We start from the raw sequence: 19,278 nt of genomic DNA on the forward strand, positions 1-19,278 counted from the left end.
GGCGCCCCGAGGTCAGGGTTCCTCGTTGCGGTTCAGGCCGAGGGTGGCGATGAGGTCCTCGTGGAGCTCGAACCAGACCCGGTGGCAGGAGTCGACGTCCGTCCGGTCGACCCGGGAGCCGTCGCCGGACCGGGCGAGCGCCAAGGCCGTGGTGAAGCGGGTGTCGTATCCGCGGAACCGGGTCAGGACCTCCTGGAGCCGGCCCGCCAGGGGGGTGAGCCCTTGGCCGACGCTGGTGAGTTCATCGAGAACCCTGGCGTCCCACGCCCGGTCGGAGTGGTCGTTGACGGCGAGCCGGTCGCCGGCGGCGGGGCGGAGCTGCCAGTCGGTGCAGGCTCGTTGCAGGAGGGCGTTGAGCGGGAGGAACGCGCGGTAGACGTCGCGGACCTCGTCCGCGCCGCCGGCGCCGGTGAGTTCGGCCGCCAGCTGCCGCTCGTTCTCGGCCCGGCCCGCTTCGGTCAGCGACCAGCCGCCGCTGCCGGCGAAGGAGGTGTGCGTGACCCAGCCGCGGGCCTCGGCGTCGTGCAGCAGCTCCGTCGTCGTGGCGGCGTCGAGGTCGTAGCGTCGCGCGATCACCGGGGTGTCGGCGAAGCCGGTGATGCGTACGGCATGCAGGACCAGAAGGTCGAGCGAGGAGTCCCGCGTCATGAGCCGGTGTCCTGCCGGGCAGTCAGGCGGGTGAAGTGCTGCTGGCAGGCCTGCGGCGAGTTGAACCCCATGGCCTGCGCCATCTGGGCCCAGGTCAGGCCCGCGCTCCGGGCGGTGAACAGCAGGGCGGACTCGAGTCCCTCGACCTCGGCTCTGGCGGCGGGCAGCAGGGTGAGGGCGCTCAGGATGTCGTCGGGGCCCAGGTCGGCCCAGCGCCAGACGGCGAACTGGGCCAGGTCGACCGCGGAGGGCGGGGCGGGCGCGGGCCGCCACGGGCGAGGGCCGAGCATGTCCGCGCCCAGGCGCTGGAGCCGCTCACGGGCCTCCTGTTCACGGCGGGCCTGGGCGTGATCGGGGTGTGCGATGTCCTGCTTGCGTGGCATACGACCCAGGATGCAGAATCAACGAAATGTTGTCAACGTTTCGTTGATAGGAGGACGTGTGATCGTACCCCTTGAGGAGGCCGCCGCCGCTACCTGCGGAGGCAAGGCCGGCGCGCTCGGGGCGTTGCTCCGTGCGGGACTGCCGGTGCCCGATGGCTTCGTCGTCTCGTTCGCCGCCTATCGCGCCGCCGTCCGCGGCCTCGGGCGCGATCCCGACGAGATACGGCGGCGCATCACGGCCGGCGAGCCACTCGCCGAGGCGGTGGCGGCCGCGCTCGACGCGCTCGGCGGCCCGCCGGTGGCGGTGCGGTCCTCGGCGGCGAACGAGGACACCGGCCAGGTCTCGGCCGCCGGGCAGCACGAGAGCTTCCTCGCCGTGCACGGAGCCGGGGCGGTCGTCACCGCCGTCCGCGCCTGCTGGGCCTCGCTGTACGCGCCGCGTGCCGTGGACTATCGCGGCGACGCCTCGCCGTACGACGAACCGATGATGGCCGTCCTCGTCCAGCGCCATGTGGACGCCGAGGTGTCCGGGGTCATGTTCACGCCCGCGGGCCCGGACGACGTCACCCGGATCGAGGCGTCCTGGGGGCTCGGGCCCAGCGTCGTCGGGGGCACGGTCACCCCTGACGCCTACCGCGTCGCCGGCGACGGGGCGGTCGGCCGCACCGTCGCGGACAAGCGGACCCGCCTCGACCGGCACGGCACGCGGCTGGTCACGCGCGAGGTGCCCACCGGCAGCCGGAGCCGGCCGGCCATCGGCGACACGACCGCCGCGGACCTGGCCGGGCTGGGCGAGGAGATCGCCGCCGTGCTCGGCGGGCCGCAGGACATCGAGTGGGCGATCGCCGGCGGCAAGACCTGGATCCTGCAGGCCCGCCCGGTCACCGCCGCACTCCCGCCACCGGCGGCGGGCACGTCCGCCGCCGCGCAGCCGCCACCGGGGACGGGCACGTCCGCCGCCGCGCAGCCGCCACCGGGGACGGGCACGTCCGCCGCCGCGCAGCCGCCACCGGGGACGGGCACGTCCGCCGCCGCGCTCGCCGGGACGCCGGGCAGCCGCGGGAGCGCGACCGGCACCGCGAGAATCGTCCGGGGCCCCGGAGACTTCGCCCGCGTGCGCCCGGGCGACATCCTCGTCTGCCCCTTCACCGATCCCGCCTGGACGCCGCTGCTGCGCATCGCCGCCGGCGTGGTCACCGAAACCGGCGGCGTGCTCTCCCACGCCGCGATCGTCGCCCGCGAGCACGCCATCCCCGCCGTCCTCGGCATCCCGGGCGCGACCCGCACGCTCCGCGACGACACCCTCATCACCGTCGACGGCACCAACGGCACCGTCACACCCACTCCGGACGGCTCATGACCACGCGGCACCTCTACGCGGTACGGCACGGCGACGCCGACGCGCTCGGCACGATCACCGGTACCGGCCGCCGGCAGGCGCGGCTGCTGGGCGAACGACTCGCCGGCGTACCGGTCGACGCCATGTGGCACTCGCCGCTGGCCCGCGCCGTGGCCAGCGCCGCCGAACTCGCCCGGCAGCTTCCGGGCGTGCCCGTGACCGAGGCCGCGGAACTCGCCGACCACATCCCCTACGTTCCCGGCCCGGCCGACCTGCCTCCGGCCTGGGCCGGCTTCTTCGACGGGTTCGACGACGCCGAGGCGGCCTCGGGCCGGAGGCTCGCCGACGCCCTGATCGAGCGGTTCGCCTACGCCCCCGGCCCCGGCGGGCCCGACACGCACGAGGTCCTGGTGACGCACGCCTACCAGATCGCGTGGCTGCTCCGGCACGCGATGGACGCGCCGCCGTCCCGATGGCTCGGGCTGAACAGCGCCAACGCGGCGCTGACGGTCATCGAGTACCGCACCGGCCTGCCACCCGCGATCGTGATGTTCAACGACATGAGCCACCTTCCGCCCGATCTGCGCTGGACCGGGTTCCCGGCAAGGGTGCGGCTCTGACAGGTCAGGAGGGCCCGAACAGATCGTGCGCGGTCACCGCGATCCACAGCTCGGCCAGGTCGCGGGAGCTCTTGAGGCTTCGGCCGGTCGCCTCCTCGATCTGCTGGAGCCGGTAGGCCAGGCTCTGGCGGTGGGTGCTCAGCTCCTCGGCGGTCGCCGCCCAGCTGCGCGCGTTGGCCAGGTAGCACCTGAGCGTGTCGAGGAACCGCGTGTTGCGCTCGTCCGATGCGGCGAGCGGGCCGATGCGGGCGGCCAGGCCGAGCTCGCGCGCCTGAGCGGTCAGGACGTGCGCGGGCACCTGGCCGGCGAGCGCCAGGGACACCAACTGCTCGCCTCTGGCCTCGGTCAGCAGGGACGTGGACAGCACGGTGTTCACCACACTGGTCACGGCCTGTGGACCGGCAGCCCGCCCTGGTTCGTGGTGACGGCGTTCGCCTTCTACGCCTTCGCCTCCGGCGGTCCGAGCATCCTGGAGTGGATCTACCCCAACGAACTGTTCCCGACCGAGGTACGCGCCACCGCCGTCGGCGTGGCCGTGGGCATCAGCCGGATCGGCCTCATGGAGGGCGCGATCCGCAGCGGCCGGCGCGCCGCCGGCCGCATCATCCGCGCCGCGCATCGGGAGGGTCCGCCACGGCGGCGGTGAGCCGCGCGGCGAGCGTCGCGACCGCGGCGCGCAGTTCCGGCCCGCCTTCGACCCGGAAGGGGAGCGGCACGTTCGGCAGCCACTCCTGCGCGTACATCGCCGGATTGCGCGTGCTGCCGATGAGCACGCACCCGTCCTCCGACGGTTCGAGCCGTCCCATGGGCGGCCGGATCCACGGCGCCACCTCGGCGAGGGGAGCGTCGAACACGACCCGCGTGGCGAACTTCCACCCGAGGCCCAGGTTCTCCTCCAGCGCGGCCACCGGGTCGAGGTCGCCGGGCGGCTCGAACGCGTGCGTGCTCCGCTGGACCCGGCGGACGCGGTCGATCCGGTAGGTGCGGACGGCGTCCGCGCGGTGGGAGTGGCACAGCAGGTACCAGCGCCCGTGGCGGACGACGACCGCCCAGGGGTCCACCTCGGCCTCCCACTCGTCGCCGGACTCGCTCCGGTAGGCGATCAGCACGCGCCGCCGGCCCGCGCCGGCGGCCACGAGCGCGCTGGTGATGGCGGGATCCGGACGGGCCGAGAACCGGTCGGGCGCGGCCGACGCATGCTCGCGCAGCGCGGCCGCCTGCCGTCCGACACTCTCGGGCAGCGCCCGGATGACCTTGCCCAGCGCGGCGCCGACGAGGTCGTCCGCGTCGGCGGCGGCGGGCTGGCCGTCGAGCACCGCCATGACGAGGCTGAGCGCCTCGGGCTCGGTGAAGGCGACCGGAGGCAGCCGCGTCCCGCGCCCGAGCCGGTACCCGCCGTAGGGTCCGCGGACCGACTCGACGGGGATGCCCGCCTCCCGGAGGATCCCGACATACCGGCGCGCGGCCCGCTCGGTGACCCCCAGGCAGGCGGCGAGCTCACCGCCGGTCAGGCCGGGACGGGCCTGGAGCAGCTCCAGGGCACGCAGTGCTCGTGCGGTGGGACTGAGGTCGGTCGGCACACGAGCACAGTAGGAGGTCACGGCCTGAATAGGAAGCAGAACGTCCGGAATCGGCTCTAGCCTGACCCGGAACGTGCTGACGAAGGGAACCGACCGTGGACATCCTGCTCATCGCCGGCCTGTGGCTCGACGGATCCGCGTGGGACGACGTCGTCCCCGCCCTCGAAGCGCTCGGCCACCGCCCCGTGCCGATCACCCTGCCCAACCGGCGTGACGCCACGCTCGACGACCAGGTCGCCGCCGTGCTCGCCGCCGTGGACGCGGCACCGGGAAACCCCATGGTGGTGGGACATTCCGCCGCCTGCACCCTGGCCTGGCTGGCCGCCGACGCGCGCCCGGAGCGGGTCGCCAAGGTCGTGTGCATCGGCGGCTTCCCGGCCGCGGACGGGCAGTCGTACGCCGACTTCTTCGAGCTGACGGACGGCGTCATGCCCTTCCCCGGATGGGGCCCGTTCGAGGGCCCGGACTCCGCCGACCTCGGCGAGGAGGCCCGGCGGGCTTTCGCGGCCGCCGCGATCCCCGCCCCCGCCGGGGTGGTGAAGGGCGTGGTACGGCTGGCGGACGAGCGACGCTTCGACATCCCCGTCCTCCTCGTGTGCCCCGAATTCACCCCCGCCCGGGCCAAGGAGTGGATAGCCGCCGGCGACCTGCCCGAGCTGGCCAAAGCCAGGCACCTCGACCTCGTGGACCTCGACTCCGGCCACTGGCCCATGATCACCAAGCCGGCCGTCCTCGCCCGCCTTCTGGCAGAGGCGGCCCCCGAGTCCTGACCCGACATGGCTAGCCTCGGTTGCATGGTGTTCGACTCCGTTCGTCTGGATCTTCAGCCCTATGCCGGATTCGACATGGATCGCTACGTCCGGCGGACGCACTGCAGCTGGGCGGACCTCGGCTGGCAGTCCTTGCTGGTGCAGCGGTTCGAGCACGTTCCGCGGGTCGAGGACATGGCGTTGCCGGCCGCGGCGGATCTGCACCTGATCCTTCCCGTGGGCGGCAGGGCCGTGATGGAGACGCGGAGCGGCGGCCGGTGGAGCCGCCACACCTGGCTGCCGGGGCGGCTCGAGCTGGGGATTCCGGATCGGCCAGTCGTCCGCCGCTACCGCGGGGACGATCCGCTGCGCAGCGTGCAGGTGCACATCCCGCGAGGGACCGTCGAACGCACCGCGGAGCACCTGGGCATCGGCGCGGTGGACTACGCGGGCATGGCGGCGTCCGTGGCCACGGGTGATCCGCTGATCGAGGAGGCGGTGCGCGCCGTCGGCGCCGCGGACGAGATCGGGGACCTGTACGCCGAGTCGGCGGCTGCCTTCCTGGCCGTGCACCTGCTCAGCCGGCACTCCCGGCCGCCGGCCCAGAAGGCGCCGGAGCGGGAGGACGCCCGCGTCCGGGCGGCGATCGCCTTCATGCGCGACCGGCTGGCCGAGCCGCTGACCCTGGCCGACCTCGCGGACGAGGTGTATCTCAGCGTGTTCCACCTCGTGCGCGTGTTCAGCCGGGCGACAGGGGAAACGCCCCACCGGTTCCTCACCCGGCTGCGGATCGAGAAGGCGCAACGCCTGCTGCTGGACACCGACCTTCCGGTCGCCCAGATCGCTCCGCTGTGCGGCTTCGCGAGTCCCGGCGCCCTGTCGACGGCGTTCCTGCGGCACACGGGGATGCGGCCCTCGGCGTACCGCAATTCCTGACCGCACGTCCGGCAATCTGCGGCATGGCCCGGGGGAGCGATCCGTTTCTAGGGTTTCGTGCATGACTGAGATCGAGCCCTTCCCCGTGCACGTTCCCGACCGCGATCTGGCGGCGCTGCGGGCCCGCCTCGACGAGGTCCGGCTGCCCGAGCCGGAAACGGTGCCGGACGCCACCCAGGGCATCGGGCTGAGCGACCTGAGGACGTTGCTGGACGCCTGGCGGCAGCACGACTGGCGGGCCACGGAAGCGCGGTGGAACGCGATTCCGCACTACCGCGCGCGCCTCGACGGCCTGAACGTCGCGTTCTGGCATGTGCGCTCGCCCGAGCCCGCGGCGCTTCCCCTGGTGCTGACCCATGGCTGGCCGGGCTCCGTCCTCGAATTCGAGAGCCTCCTCGGCCCGCTCACCGACCCGGTCGCCCACGGCGGGTCGGCCAGTGACGCCTTCCACGTGGTCGTGCCGGCGCTGCCGGGGTTCGGGTTCAGCGAGCGTCCACGTGAACGCGGCTGGAACCCCGGCCGCACGGCGCGGGCGTGGGCCGAGCTGATGACCCTGCTCGGCTACGAGCGGTTCGGCGCCCACGGCGGGGACTGGGGCGCCTACGTCGGCACCGAACTGGCGCGCATCGTGCCCGAGCGGGTCGCCGGCCTGCACCTGACGATGCCGCTCGCCTCTCCGCTGCCGGAGGACCGGAGCTCGCCGGACCCGGCCGAGCAGCGCATGCTCGAGCGGCGCGACCTCCATCTCGCGGACGGATACGGCTTCGGGCTGATCATGAGCACGCGCCCGCAGACGCTCGGCTACTCCCTGCTCGACTCGCCCGCCGGCCTGGCGGCGTGGCTCGGTGAGAAGTTCGCCGCCTACTCCGACACCCGCCCGGAGGCCGGCGGCGGGGTGAGCGTGGCGCGGCAGGTGGACAACCTCGCGCTGTACTGGCTGACGGGGACCGGCGCCTCCAGTGCCCGCTGGTACTGGGAGGCCATGCGGTGGGTGCCGCGCAGCGCCGAAGAGGAGAACGCGCAGCCGGTGACGGTGCCCACCGCCTGCTCGCTGTTCCCGGCCGAGCCGTGGCCGACCGCCCGGCGCTGGGCCGAGCGCCGCTACCAGGACGTCCGGTCGTGGCACGCAGTGGACAGGGGCGGCCACTTCCCGGGTCTCGAACAGCCGGACCTCCTGGTCTCCGAGATCAGGGCCGCCTTCCGCGGCATGTCGTCCCCGTAGAATTGCGCCGGGGCCGCCGCCCGCAGGAGATCACCGCGAGGAGACGTCGGTGAAGCACGTTTTACGCAGGTCGATGACGTGGTTCAGAAGGATCGCCCGGTCGCCCGCCCTGTCCCGGCTGGGCATAGCCGCGCTGGCGCTGCTCGCGCTCGGCGGCGTCGGCCTCGTGGTCGCGGGCGGCGCCGTGACGACGCAGTCCCTCGGCGCCGCCATCGTCACCCTCGTGGGTCTCGCCGTCGCCGGGCTCCAATGGCTGCGCCCGCGCCAGCCGCGCGCCCTCGCGCCGCACCCGCGGCGGGCGGCCGGCCCGCCGGAACCGCCCGCCGAACTCCCGCCGCAGCCGGAGGCCGCGCCGGAGACCCGCCGGCCCGAGCCCGTCCGCACGCTGACCGACTGGGGGCGGGCGCCCGCGCCCGCCGCGTTCTTCGGCAGGCACCAGGAGGTCGCCACGCTGGCGAGCTGGCTCGATGACCGAGTCCGGCTCGGCGTCATCGTCGCGCGGGGCGGGATGGGCAAGACGACGCTGGCGGCCCGGGTCGCCCGCGACCGGCGGGACCTGTTCGAGGTGGTGGTCTGGCGCTCCCTCGCCGACCGGCAGTCCCCGGAGGAACTGCTGCGCGACCTCGCCGGCGTCCTGGTGCCCGCCAGGGCTCCCGAGGCGGTGTCCGAGGACGCGGCCGATCAGCTGACCGCCGAGTTCCTCCGGGTGCTGCGGGTACGGCGCTGCCTGGTCGTCCTCGACAACATGGAGTCCGTGCTGCCGCCGGGGACCTCCGTGCCGTCGCCGGAGGAGCGCGGGTACCTGCGCCTCCTGCACGCGCTCGCGGACGCCGAGCACGAGGGGACCGTCCTCATCACCACGCGCGAGGCGCCGGCCGAGCTGCTGGATCGCCCGGGACGGCAGGTGCGCACGCTGCGACTGGGCGGTCTGGACACCGCCGCGTGCGCCGAGCTGCTGACCGCGCGGGAGATAGACGCCGGCGCCGCGGCGGCCGCGCGCATGGCGGAGGTGTACTCCGGCAATCCCTGGGAAATGACCCTCGCGATCGGCGTCGTCCACGATCTATACGGTGGCGACGCGGGCGCGTTCCTGCGGGAGGAGGTGGCGGTAACCGGGGATGTCCGGGGCCTGCTGGCCGGTCAGGTCAACCGGCTGAACCCCTTGGCGCTCGCCGTACTGCGATGGTTGTCCCTCGGACGCGAGCCGCTCGGCCTCGACGACCTGATCCACTGCCTGACGCCGTCGGTGATCGCCAAGAGCAAGGTCCTCGACGCCATGGGCACGCTCCTCACGCGGGCGCTGGCGGTGCGCACGGATCCCGGGCGCTTCACGGTCATCCCGGTGATCGCCGAGTACATGATCGAAGACCTTCTCGACCTGGCCTTTTCCGAACTCGTCGCGGGCGAGCCGCACGTGCTGTCCCTTCACGGCCTCCTGCGGTCCTCGTTTCGCGAGTACGTCCAGGGGGCGCAGCGGCGCGTCCTGCTGGCGCCGCTCGCCGCGCGCCTGCTGGACGTCTACGGCCCGGACGGGAGCCGCGAGCTGCTGCGCTCCTTCGTGGAGGGCCTGCGCGGCAGACCGGAGGGGGCCGGCGGGTACGCCGCCGCCAACGCGCTCCACCTCGCGCTCGCCGTCGGCGCGGACCTGTCGCGCTTCGACCTGTCGGGGCTCACGGTCAGGCACGCCGCGCTGCAGAGCGCGCGCCTGAGCCGGGTGTCGTTCCGCGGCACGCGCTTCGTCGGGACGTCGTTCGCGGACACGTTCGGCATCGTCAACGCCGTCGCGGGCGCACCCGACGCGCAGCTCGCCGCAGCCGGTACGGCCGGCGGCGACGTGCGGCTGTGGCGGATGTCCGACAGCCAGCCCGTCGCCGTCTGGCGCGAGCACATGAACGCGGTGACCGCGGTGGCGTTCAGCTCGGACGGCAGGTGGCTGGCCAGCGCCAGCGTCGACCGGACCGTCCGGGTGTGGGAGCTGCGCACCGGCCGGGCCGTGCGGGTGTTACGCGGGCACGAGCACATCGTCGCCGACGTCGCCTGGCATCCGTCCCGCCCCATCCTGGCCACCGCGGGCTACGACAACACCGTGCGGGTGTGGCACGCCCTCACCGGGGACCCGCTCGGCACCCTCGCCGACCACGGGAACTGGGTCCGGTCCGTACGCTTCGCCGACGACGGAACGATCCTGGTCAGCGCGAGCCTGGACGGCACCGTCCGGCTGTGGGACACCGGTGACTGGCGGTGCGTCCGCATCCTGCGCGGGGATCCGGACGAGGCGTACTGGAACGTGGCGGTGTCGGCCGAGCTCGTGGCGGCGGGCGACTACGACGGCGACATCCGCGTCTGGGAGCGGGCCACCGGAGCGCCGCGCGAGCTCGGGCTCGGGCACTCCGACCGGGTCCGCGCCGTCGCCTTCACCCCTGAAGGCGACCGGCTGCTCAGCGGCGGCGACGACCATCTGGTCCGCGTCTGGGACGTGGCGACCGGCCGGATGCTGCGCAGGCTGGAGGGGCATCAGCGAGGTGTCAACGCCGTCGCCCTGCTCGGCGCGGGCCCGCTGGCCGTCAGCGGCGGCGGAGACCAGAGCCTGCGTGTCTGGGACATCGGCACGGGCGCCTGCCAGACGTCGTTCGAGGGGCAGGAGCAGCCGATCAACTCCGTGGCGTGCTCGCCCGCCGGGATCATCGCCACGGGCGGCATGGACACCCTGATCCGGCTGTGGGACCGGGACGGCCGCTGCCTGCGGCTCCTCGCCGGGCACGGCGCCAAGGTCGGCCCGCTCGTGTTCAACGGCGACGGCACGCGGCTGGCGTCCTGCGGGGACGACCGCACGGTGCGGGTGTGGGACGTGGCGACCGGCCGCGCGCTGCGGGTGCTGACCGGTCACCGCGGCTACGTCTCCGACCTCGCCTTCAGCCCGGACGGGCAGCGGCTGGCCAGCGGCGGGCAGCACCAGCTCGTCCACGTCTGGGATCTCACGACGGGCAACATCCTGTTCTCGGTCCCCGCGGTGGAGTCGGCCGCCGGGGCGGTGGCCTACACCCCGGACGGGAGCCTGCTCATCACCGGCGGCGGCGACCACCACGACCCGGTGAAGCTGTGGGACGCCCGCGACGGGACCCCGGTGGCGACCCTGCGCGGCGGCACCCCCGGTGGAGTGCTCGCCCTGGCCGTCACCCCCGACGGCGGCCGTCTCTTCGCGGCGGTCGGGCAGGGCCCGATAGACGTCTGGGACCTCGGGGAACGGCGGCTGCTCACGAGCCTGCACGGCCACGAGGGCTACTGGCGGGCGGTCGCCTGTCACCCGGCCGGCCGTACGGTCGCGACCGGCGGCGACGACCGGCTGATCCGGGTGTGGCGGACGGAGAGCCTGACCGACCCCATGGTGATCGTGGGCCACTCGGGACCGGTGCAGGCCCTGGCCTACACCCCGGACGGGGCGGCTCTGGCGAGCGCCAGCCTGGACGGCACCGCGCGACTCTGGGACGGGGGAGGGCGGCAGGTGTCCATGCTCGTCCCGGACCGCCCGTACGAGCAGATGGACATCACGGGCGCGCACGGGCTCACCGACGCGCAGCGGGAGACCCTGCGCGCGCTGGGCGCCGTCGACGAGGGCGCGCGGTGATCTCCGGCGAGCGGGTTCACTAGGCGCCGGCCAGCAGCGGGTCCTCCGGTTGCGGACGCCCGAACGTGGGCCGGGCCTCCTTCCAGTGGCCGCGGGTGAAGTCGGGCACCTTGACCGGGCGCAGCCGCTCGGCCTTCAAGGACTCGTGGCTGAGCGGGATCACCGAGCACCACGCCGCCGAGTCGTAGACGTCGATGTCCGGGGTCATGCCGAGCCGCATCAGCTGGACCAGGCGGAAGATGGACACGAAGTCGCCGCCGCCGTGCCCGCCGTAGCGGTCGGCCAGCCGCTCCAGCAGCGGCCACAGCCAGTGGTCGTACTGCTTCAGGATCGCGGCGTACGTGCTGCCGGTCCGCCACGCGTGGTCGTTGTGGCCGAGCGACTCGAGGTAGATCCGGGCGTTGTCGAGCTCGACCGACCCCCTGGTCCCCGTGAGCGTGGTCTCCCGGGTGTAGGGGTGCGGGGAGTTCACGTCGTGCTCGACCCGGATGAACCGGCCCCCGGTCGTGGTGACGAAGCAGGTGTGCCGGTCACCCGAGATGTACGGCTTGTCCTGCCACGACGAATGGTCGGGACCCACCCGGGGATCCTCCTCCCGGAACAGCGCCAGCGCCTTGGGCAGCGAGGCCACGGCGACCAGCTCGTCGAAGCGGTCGCCGCGGTTGATGCCCATGGCCGCCGACACCGGCCCCAGGCCGTGCATGGGGTAGTGCAGGGCGTTCATCCGGGTCTGCCAACGCCGCCGCCAGTGCTCGGGATAGTAGGCCGCGCCGAAGAGGTACGGCCAGCGCAGGTCGTGGACGTAACCACCGGAGCCGTGTTGCACGTCGCCGAAGAGCCCCGCCTGGACCATGCCGAACATCTGTAACTCGGGCCGGAAGTAGTTGACGTTCTCCAGCAGCATGCAGTGCTTGCGCGTCCGCTCGGAGGTGCGGACCAGGTCCCAGATCTCATCCAGATGCGGCGAGATCGGCAGCTCGACGGCGACGTGCTTGCCGTGCTCCATGGCCGCCTTGGCCTGGGGATAGTGCCACTCCCACGGGGTGGCGACGTAGACCAGGTCGATGTCGTCGCGCCGGAGGAGATTGAGGAAGTCCTCCTCTCCCGCGGAGTATCCGACCGGCTCGACGTCCTGGAGGCCCTGCTGCATGATCCGGCCGATCGTGCGGCTGACCCGCTCGGCCCGGATGTCGCACACGGCGGTGACCGTGGCGACGGCGCCGAACCGCACGTCCTGGCTGCCGCCGCGGTTGCCGAGCCCGATGAGCCCGGCCCGGACCTTCTCGAACCCTTCGAACGGGACCTTGACCATGCTCCTCTCGCGCTGGTCGCGAGGAGGTTCCCAGACGGTGGCGCCTCCGGCACCGGTGAAGGCGCCTATGGCGAGGCCGGACTTCAGGAGACTGCGACGTGAGGGCGTGTAGCGATTCGAGGGTGCCACAGCGATCACTCCCTGGGGGATGGACGTGATTGTGCATGGCGCTTTTCACGCGATAGTCGGCAGTGTCAATCATCGGCTGTCAGAGGGCAAGCGCCCATGGTCACGTCCATGTCCGGCCAAAGAGGGATACGTCACCCCGAACCCATGGACGCCCGGCCTACACTCGCGGCGTGGTGGAGGACGCCAGGGCGCGATTCGCCCTCCGGCTCCGGGCGTTGAAGGACGCCTCGGGCCTTTCGGTGCGCGGGCTGACGATCGCCAGCGGCAGGACGCCCCGCCGGCGGCCCGGCCAGGAGCCGATCTGGCTGCGGCGCAGCACGATCGACGGGATGATCAGCCAGAGCCGGCCGGTGCGGCCCGAGCGGCACAACTTCGAGGTCTTCGTCGACACCTGCCTGCGGGTGGCCGCCGAGTCCGGGCGCGCCCTGCCTGACGGGCTGGGGGAGCGCGATGCCTGGGACGCGGCCTATCGGGCGCTGCGGGAGCAGATCGAGGAGCGTGAGCCGGTCCGCCCGGCCGCCCGTGCCGTTCGCCCGGCCGACCCACGCCCGCCGTACCGTGGTCTGGAGGCTTTCGGCACCGCCGACGCCGACTACTTCTTCGGCCGCGACGCGCTGACGGCCGCGCTCGTGGACCGGGTCGCCGGCGCGGACGGGCCGCTGATCGTGATGGGGCCTTCGGGGTCGGGCAAGTCCTCCCTGCTGAAAGCGGGGCTGGTGCCCGCGCTCGCCCGCGACGCCGCCGGCGCTCCGGTCGTGTTCACGCCGGGCCCGGACCCCTTGCGGACGCTGCGCGAACTGGCCGAGCTCGACGACGACGCGAGCCCGGAGAAGCTGGTCGCGGCCCTCAGGACGCGGTGGTCGGGCAGAGCGGTCATCATCGACCAGTTCGAGGAGGTTTTCACCGGCGGTCACGACGGCCGGCCGTTCGTCCGGGTCCTGACGGCGCTGGGCTCGGGTGGGAACGGTCCAATGGCGATCGTGCTCGGGGTCCGGGCCGACTTCCTGGGCCGCTGCGCCCAGCACCCGGGCCTGGTCCCCGCGGTCGAACGTCCTGTCGTGGTCACGCCGATGGCCCGCGAGCACCTGCTGGAGGTCATCCGGGGGCCGGCGCGGGCGGGCGGCCTGACCCTGCAGGACGGCCTGGCCGAGCTGCTGCTGGAGGACCTGCGCAGCGACCGGGACCACGCCGACGTCGTCGGCGTGCTGCCGCTGCTCTCGCACGTGCTGCGCGAGACGTGGGCGCACCGCGAGGGTACGAGCCTGACGCTGGCCGGGTACCGGACGTCAGGAGGGATCATCCGGTCGCTGGCCCAGACGGCGGACGCCACCGTCAACGGGCTGGACAGCGCCGCGCGCCATACGGCACGGCGGCTGCTGACCCGGCTGGTCCAGCTGGGCGTCGACGCCGCCGACACCGCGCGGCGGCTGCCGCTGGCCGACCTGCCCGACGACCCGGACATCCAGCGGGTGCTGGACCATCTGGCCCACGCCCGGCTGGTGACCGTCGAGGCCACGACCGTGCAGATCACGCACGAGGCGCTGATCCGCGGATGGCCGCGGCTGCGGACCTGGGTGGAGGAGGACCGCGCAGACCTCATCGTGCTGCAGCGCCTGGACGCCGACGCCGCCCAGTGGGAGCTGCACGGGCGCGACCCGGCCTATCTGTACGCGGGGAACCGGCTGCAGGCGGCCCGTGACGCCTCCGCGGCGGCGTCGTGGGCGCAGCCGGAGGCCGACACGGTGACCAGCGCGTTTCTGGCCGCCGCGCAGGAGGCCGCCGCCCTGGCCCGGCGTATGGCGGTGCGCGGGCGGTGGCTGACCCGGGCCGCCCTGGTCGTGGTGACGGTGCTGGCCCTGGTCGCCTCGGCCGCGGGAGTGCTGGCCATGCGCGGGGCCGACCGGGCCGAGGCCCAGCGCCGTCAGGCCCTGTCCCGGCTGCTGACGGCGCGCAGCGACGTGATGCGCACGGCGGACGCGGTCGTGGCGGGCCTGCTCGCCGCGGCGGCCTGGCGGTACGCGCCCACCGGGGAGGCCAGGACCGGCATGCTGGCGACGCTGGCCACCCCGCTGGACGCCGTGCTCAACCACCCGTCGGCCGATGTCAGCGCGGTCGCCCTCAGCCCGGACGGCACGACGGTCGCCACCGGCGACATGGACGGGACCGTCCGCCTGTGGGACAGAGCCGGCCGGCCCAAGGGGGCGCCGCTCACCGGCCACCACTCCGGTGTCTACCCCATCGTCTTCAGCCCGGACGGCACCCTCATCGCCTCCGGAGACGGCGGCGAGAACCAGGACGGCATCGTCCTGATCAGGGACGCCGCCACCGGACGGCCACGGGCCGCGCCGCTGACCGGTCACAAGGGCTCGCTGAGCGCCATCGTCTTCAGCTCCGACGGCACGAAGCTCACCACGGCCGACGACCACCAGATCGTCCAGCGGTGGAGCACCAGGACCTGGACCCGTCTCGGCCCCGCCATCGGGCCGCTGGTCACCGGCCGCGACACCTGGAGCAAGCTCAGCCCCGACGGCACGAGGCTGGCCGTCCAGACCGACCGGTTCAGCGTGGACTCCGCGTGGCAGGTCTGGGATCTGGCCGCCCGCCGGCCGTACGGCCCGGCGATCCGCGCGGGGGAGATGGCCTTCAGCCCGGACAGGCGGACGATCACCACCGCCGACGACAACCTCAGCGACGACACCGCCCTGACCCAGCAGTGGGACATCGCCGCGCAGCACAAGATCGGCAAACCCGTCCGCGTCGGCCGATCGGTGTACTCCCTGCTCTACAGCCCCGATGGCCGCAATCTCGCGGTCGGCGGCGGCGACGGCGCCGTCCGCTTCGTCGACACCCGGACCCGGCGGCAGACGGGCGCCGTCCTGCGCGGCCACAGCAGCTACATCGACGGCCTGGCCTACTCCGCCGACGGCCGCCGTCTGGCGACCACGGTCCTGGATCGCAGCGCCCGCGTCTGGAACACCACCGTCTGGGCCCAGACGCCCGGCCCCACCGGGGACGGCGACCGGTTCACCAGCGCCGCGATCAGCGCCGACGGCCGCACTATGGCGGCCTTTACCTGGCTGGACATCAGGCACAACCACACCGTGAGAGCCGCTCATCTCCTGGACGCCGCGACCGGCCGGGTCATCTCCGGCCCGCTGGACCTCGGGCTGTCCGACGACCATCTCGAGATGAACAGCGCCATCGCCTTCAGCCACGACGGCCGGCTGCTGCTGGTCGGCGCGAGCCACCAGGTCGGCACCCCGGAGGGATACACCACCGTCGACGGCAGCCGGATCGTGGTCCTGGACCTGGCGACGCATCGCCCGAGAGATCGGCTCGACTTCGTCCCCGGCGAGATCAACGCCCTCGCCGTCAGCCCCGACGACAGAGTGATCGCGACGGCGGGAGATCGCCTCACGCTGCGCAGCATGGCCACTCTGCGGCAGATCGCGGTCTCACCCTCGCTCGACGCGACCCTCGACGTCATCGTCTTCACTCCCGACGGCAAGGCGATCGTGACGGCGCAGAACAACCACACCTACACCGGCGGCCTCATCCACGTGCGGCGCACCAGCGACTGGACGCACATCGGCAACCCCATCCCCAACCCCGCCCCCATCACCGCCATGACCCTCAGCCGCGACGGCGCCCATCTGGCGATCGGCGAACCCGACGGCACCTTGCGGCTGTGGGACATCCGCTCCCAGCGTCAGATCGCGGTCGCGCCGCCCGTCGGTCCCACCGAGCAGCCGGAAAGCCTGCGCTTCACCCCGGACGGCACCGCCTTGCTGGCCGTCGCGGGCAGCGGCACCGGCAAGCGGTGGCCGCTGCGGCTGCCCGCCGACCCCTTCCGGGCGATGTGCGCGCTGGCCGGGCGATCGCTGACCCAGCAGGAGTGGAGCCAGTTCCTGCCGCCGGGCGAGCCGTACATGGCGACCTGCTCCTGAGGTGTATTCCTTGACACGAATATTCGTCGTGGTGAATACTTCTGAGCATGGACGCACTCCTCACCGCACTGGCCGACCCGGCCCGCTGGCGGCTGGTGAGCCTGCTGGCCGAACGGCCCCGGCCGGTCGGGGTCCTGGCCCAGCTGGCCCAGGCACGCCAGCCGCAGACGACCAAACACCTGCAGGCCCTGGAACGCGCGGGCCTGGTCACCTCCCAGCGCTCCGGCCAGCGCCGCATCTACGCGCTGCGCGGCGCACCCCTGAGGGAGCTCGCGGCGGCGCTCAACCGGCTGGCCGACACCGCCGACCAGGCCGGCGGCTCGCGTGAGACCTTCGACCGCTACGGGCTCAGCCTCGAGGCCGAGCGGCTGGCCGCCGGGGAGCACGGGTGGGCCGACGGCCGTTCGTTCACCTTCCACCGCTCGCTGGCGGCCCGCCCCGAGCTGGTCTGGCGCCACCTGACCGAAGCCGCCCTGCTCGCGCGCTGGTGGACCCCGGACGACCTGCGCGTCTCCGAGCTCGTCTTCGAGGCACGGCCGGGCGGGCGGATCGTCCACGAGTACCGCGACGCCGAGGACGCCGACGGCGCCGACCCCGTCGCGGGGCGCGCACACGGAGTCGTCGTGGCCGTGCGCCCGGACGAGCACCTGGCCTACCGCCTCTCCCCGCTGCTGCCCGGCGGCGGCGACGCCTTCACCGCCCACCTCGACCTCGACCTCCGCCCCACCGGCACGGGCACCGAGCTCGACGTTCTCTTCCGCATCACCGACAGCACCGTCGAGTCCGCGGACTTCGTCGCCGGCATCGAGATCGGCTTCGGCCAGAGCCTCGACAAGCTCGTGACGACCCTCGCCGCGGACACCACCACAAGGAGCAAGAAATGACCGGCCCGACCGCCCGCAAGGTCACCGCGAACCTGAGCCTCACCCTCGACGGCCGCTACAACGGCCCGGGCGGGCCCGGCGACTTCAGCGCGTTCGCCCCGTACGTGACCAGCGACGTCGCCCGCGACCACATGGGCCGCATCTGGGAGGACGCCACGACCGCGCTGCTCGGCCGCATCAACGCCGAAGGGTTCATGGGCTACTGGCCCTCGGTCGCCGAGGACGCCACCGCCGACCCGCGCGATCGCGGCTACGCCACCTGGCTGGTCGACAGCGAGAAGGTGGTCCTGTCCACCACCCTGACTGAGGCGCCGTGGGAACGCACCCGCGTGGTGAACGCCCCCGCCGCCGACGTCGTCACCGACCTCAAGGCCGCCGGCCGGGGCGACATCCTCGTCAACAGCAGCGCCAGCGTCATCAAGCCGCTCCTGGCGGCGGACCTGCTCGACCGGCTCTACCTCATGATCTTCCCCGAGATCGCCGGCGGCGGGCAGCGCCTGTTCGACGACGGCCTGCCGGCCACGAAGTGGGCGCTCACCCACCAGGAGACCGGCGACCTGGGCGAGATCGCCATGGTCTACGACCGTCTCCGCTGAACCACTACCGCTCGGAGATCCGGTCCAGGGCGGCCGACAGCCGCTTCATCCCCTCGATGATCTCCATGAACGCGTCGTGCCCGAGCTCCTCCAGCACCCGGTCGGCCAGCGCCGTCAGGTCCGGATCGATCCGCTTGACCGCGGCCCGACCCTCGGCCGTGGGCATGAGCAGCTTGGCACGGCGATGGGCCGGGTTGGGCTCGTACTCGGCGAGCCCGTTGCCCACCAGCAGATCCGCGATCCGCTGCACCCCCTGCCTGTTGAGCCCTCTGAGCCGGGCGATGGCCGCCACCGGCATCGGCTCCTCGAGCACCGCGCTGAGCACCTGCCACCAGGCCACGGTCATCCCCACCGGACGGGCGAGCGAGTCGCCCGCCGCCTGGAACTGCCCGTTGAGCCGGTAGACCGTGAGCGCGGCCTCGGTGAGATACCGCCCCGTCACTGCAACGCCTCGAACGCGGAGGCGTCCCCGAAGGCGAACAGCCGATACCAGGCGTCCAGGATCGCCGGCTCATACAGATCCAGCCGGGCGAAGATCTCCCGGGCGAACTCGACGGGCTTGACCGGATTGCCGGTGATCAGATTGCTGTCGGTCACCGCGGGCGCCTCGACGTAGCAGCCGGCTCCGCCGTACCCCTGTTGCATCTGCAGGTACGGCAGGGCCGCGCTGGTGTGCTTGCGCGTGTCGAACACGCCTGCCCTGGCCAGCCCGGCGGTCGCCCCGCAGATGGCGGCCACCGGGACACCCGCCTCCAGGAGGTCGCGCGCCTTGATCGCGAAGGGGGCGAGCTCGTCACCGGCGTCCCAGAGCGCGGCGCCCGGCAGGATGAGCATCGCCGGGTCCTCGATCGCCTCGAGGGTGACGTCGGGCGTGATGCGCAGCCCGCCCATGGACACGACCGGCTCGGCGGTGAGCCCGACGGTCACCAGCTCGTAGCGGCCCGGCTCCTTGTGGTACTCGCCGTTCCTGATGTGGGCGGTGGCGAACCCGGTCTCCCAGTCGGCCATGGTCTCGTAAATCGCGTGATAAATCTGTCGCATGACCACATGTTGTCATTTTGGGTACATGTTGTCAATTGATGTGACCTAGCCGATCAGCCTGGCGTTGGCCCAGGTCGGGTCGTCGAGGTCGTTGACCTCGACGAAGCGGCCGTTGCCCCGATGGCCGGCGATGAGGCGCGCGTGCTCGTACCCGTTGTCGAGGCGTTCCTCCCACACGTATCCGTTGCCCTGCGACCGGTCGCCAAAGGGCTGCTGCGTGCCGGCCGAGGCGGTTGTCCCGGTCACGGTCAGCGTGAGGCCGAGCAT

At 73.2% G+C, this 19,278-nt stretch carries 18 protein-coding genes; 10 read left to right on the forward strand and 8 right to left on the reverse strand.

Going from position 1 to position 19,278, the window contains the following annotated elements:
- Positions 1-12 precede the first annotated feature (12 nt).
- A complete protein-coding gene (locus tag FVE25_RS19050; RefSeq protein WP_157248293.1) occupies positions 13-648 on the reverse strand; it encodes a helix-turn-helix domain-containing protein in 636 nt (211 codons plus the stop codon).
- A complete protein-coding gene (locus tag FVE25_RS19055; protein ID WP_157248294.1) occupies positions 645-1,031 on the reverse strand; it encodes a DNA-binding protein in 387 nt (128 codons plus the stop codon). Before FVE25_RS19055 ends, FVE25_RS19050 begins: the two co-directional genes overlap by 4 nt.
- Before the next feature lie 58 nt (positions 1,032-1,089).
- Between FVE25_RS19055 and FVE25_RS19060 the strand changes: the two genes are divergently transcribed.
- Positions 1,090-2,391: a PEP/pyruvate-binding domain-containing protein gene (locus FVE25_RS19060; protein WP_157248295.1), complete on the forward strand. Its 1,302-nt coding sequence runs from the start codon at positions 1,090-1,092 to the stop codon at positions 2,389-2,391.
- Positions 2,388-2,990, forward strand: a complete 603-nt coding sequence (locus FVE25_RS19065; protein ID WP_157248296.1) for a histidine phosphatase family protein — start codon at positions 2,388-2,390, stop codon at positions 2,988-2,990. Before FVE25_RS19060 ends, FVE25_RS19065 begins: the two co-directional genes overlap by 4 nt.
- Before the next feature lie 4 nt (positions 2,991-2,994).
- On the opposite strand, the gene FVE25_RS19070 is transcribed toward FVE25_RS19065, so the two are convergent.
- Positions 2,995-3,378 (reverse strand): PucR family transcriptional regulator, encoded by a 384-nt coding sequence (locus tag FVE25_RS19070; protein ID WP_219825556.1) that lies wholly within the window; start codon positions 3,376-3,378, stop codon positions 2,995-2,997.
- A gap of 33 nt (positions 3,379-3,411) precedes the next feature.
- Between FVE25_RS19070 and FVE25_RS54400 the strand changes: the two genes are divergently transcribed.
- Positions 3,412-3,636, forward strand: a complete 225-nt coding sequence (locus tag FVE25_RS54400; RefSeq protein ID WP_219825557.1) for a hypothetical protein — start codon at positions 3,412-3,414, stop codon at positions 3,634-3,636.
- On the opposite strand, the gene FVE25_RS19080 is transcribed toward FVE25_RS54400, so the two are convergent.
- On the reverse strand, positions 3,593-4,570 hold the full coding sequence (locus tag FVE25_RS19080; RefSeq protein WP_157248298.1) for a helix-turn-helix transcriptional regulator: 978 nt from the start codon (positions 4,568-4,570) through the stop codon (positions 3,593-3,595). The genes FVE25_RS54400 and FVE25_RS19080 overlap by 44 nt on opposite strands.
- A gap of 95 nt (positions 4,571-4,665) precedes the next feature.
- On the opposite strand from FVE25_RS19080, the gene FVE25_RS19085 reads away from it, so the two are divergent.
- From FVE25_RS19085 to FVE25_RS19100, 4 genes are all read left to right on the forward strand, one after another.
- A complete protein-coding gene (locus tag FVE25_RS19085; protein ID WP_157248299.1) occupies positions 4,666-5,340 on the forward strand; it encodes an alpha/beta fold hydrolase in 675 nt (224 codons plus the stop codon).
- A 24-nt stretch (positions 5,341-5,364) separates the two neighbouring features.
- The gene (locus tag FVE25_RS19090; protein WP_157248300.1) at positions 5,365-6,255 is read left to right on the forward strand and encodes a helix-turn-helix domain-containing protein; all 891 of its coding nucleotides are present in this window, start codon (positions 5,365-5,367) and stop codon (positions 6,253-6,255) included.
- 61 nt (positions 6,256-6,316) lie between these two features.
- Complete coding sequence (locus tag FVE25_RS19095) at positions 6,317-7,477, forward strand: epoxide hydrolase family protein (RefSeq protein ID WP_157248301.1); 1,161 nt, start codon at positions 6,317-6,319, stop codon at positions 7,475-7,477.
- A 49-nt stretch (positions 7,478-7,526) separates the two neighbouring features.
- Positions 7,527-11,102, forward strand: coding sequence for a WD40 domain-containing protein (locus FVE25_RS19100; RefSeq protein ID WP_157248302.1), 3,576 nt, complete (start codon positions 7,527-7,529; stop codon positions 11,100-11,102).
- A gap of 19 nt (positions 11,103-11,121) precedes the next feature.
- Here the strand turns inward: FVE25_RS19100 and FVE25_RS19105 are convergent, their stop codons facing one another.
- Positions 11,122-12,543 (reverse strand): Gfo/Idh/MocA family protein, encoded by a 1,422-nt coding sequence (locus tag FVE25_RS19105; RefSeq protein ID WP_157248303.1) that lies wholly within the window; start codon positions 12,541-12,543, stop codon positions 11,122-11,124.
- A gap of 170 nt (positions 12,544-12,713) precedes the next feature.
- On the opposite strand from FVE25_RS19105, the gene FVE25_RS19110 reads away from it, so the two are divergent.
- Genes FVE25_RS19110 through FVE25_RS19120 form a run of 3 tightly spaced genes read left to right on the forward strand, consistent with a single transcriptional unit; the run spans position 12,714 to position 17,970 of the window.
- A complete protein-coding gene (locus FVE25_RS19110; RefSeq protein ID WP_157248304.1) occupies positions 12,714-16,490 on the forward strand; it encodes a WD40 repeat domain-containing protein in 3,777 nt (1,258 codons plus the stop codon).
- Positions 16,491-16,537: 47 nt separating this feature from the next.
- Positions 16,538-17,374: a metalloregulator ArsR/SmtB family transcription factor gene (locus FVE25_RS19115; protein ID WP_157248305.1), complete on the forward strand. Its 837-nt coding sequence runs from the start codon at positions 16,538-16,540 to the stop codon at positions 17,372-17,374.
- Positions 17,371-17,970 carry a dihydrofolate reductase family protein gene (locus tag FVE25_RS19120; RefSeq protein ID WP_157248306.1) on the forward strand — a complete coding sequence of 200 codons (600 nt, stop codon included), beginning with the start codon at positions 17,371-17,373 and terminating at the stop codon, positions 17,968-17,970. The genes FVE25_RS19115 and FVE25_RS19120 overlap by 4 nt, the downstream gene beginning before the upstream one ends.
- A 4-nt stretch (positions 17,971-17,974) precedes the next feature.
- Here FVE25_RS19120 and FVE25_RS19125 read toward each other — a convergent pair whose 3' ends face one another.
- From FVE25_RS19125 to FVE25_RS19135, 3 genes are read right to left on the reverse strand one after another with little or no spacing between them, the layout of a single operon-like run.
- Positions 17,975-18,412 carry a MarR family winged helix-turn-helix transcriptional regulator gene (locus FVE25_RS19125; protein WP_246267156.1) on the reverse strand — a complete coding sequence of 146 codons (438 nt, stop codon included), beginning with the start codon at positions 18,410-18,412 and terminating at the stop codon, positions 17,975-17,977.
- Positions 18,409-19,011 carry a DJ-1/PfpI family protein gene (locus FVE25_RS19130; RefSeq protein WP_157248307.1) on the reverse strand — a complete coding sequence of 201 codons (603 nt, stop codon included), beginning with the start codon at positions 19,009-19,011 and terminating at the stop codon, positions 18,409-18,411. The genes FVE25_RS19125 and FVE25_RS19130 overlap by 4 nt, the downstream gene beginning before the upstream one ends.
- A 45-nt stretch (positions 19,012-19,056) precedes the next feature.
- Positions 19,057-19,278, reverse strand: a complete 222-nt coding sequence (locus FVE25_RS19135; RefSeq protein ID WP_157248308.1) for a hypothetical protein — start codon at positions 19,276-19,278, stop codon at positions 19,057-19,059.

Source organism: Nonomuraea typhae (assembly GCF_009760925.1).
Lineage (GTDB): Bacteria > Actinomycetota > Actinomycetes > Streptosporangiales > Streptosporangiaceae > Nonomuraea > Nonomuraea typhae.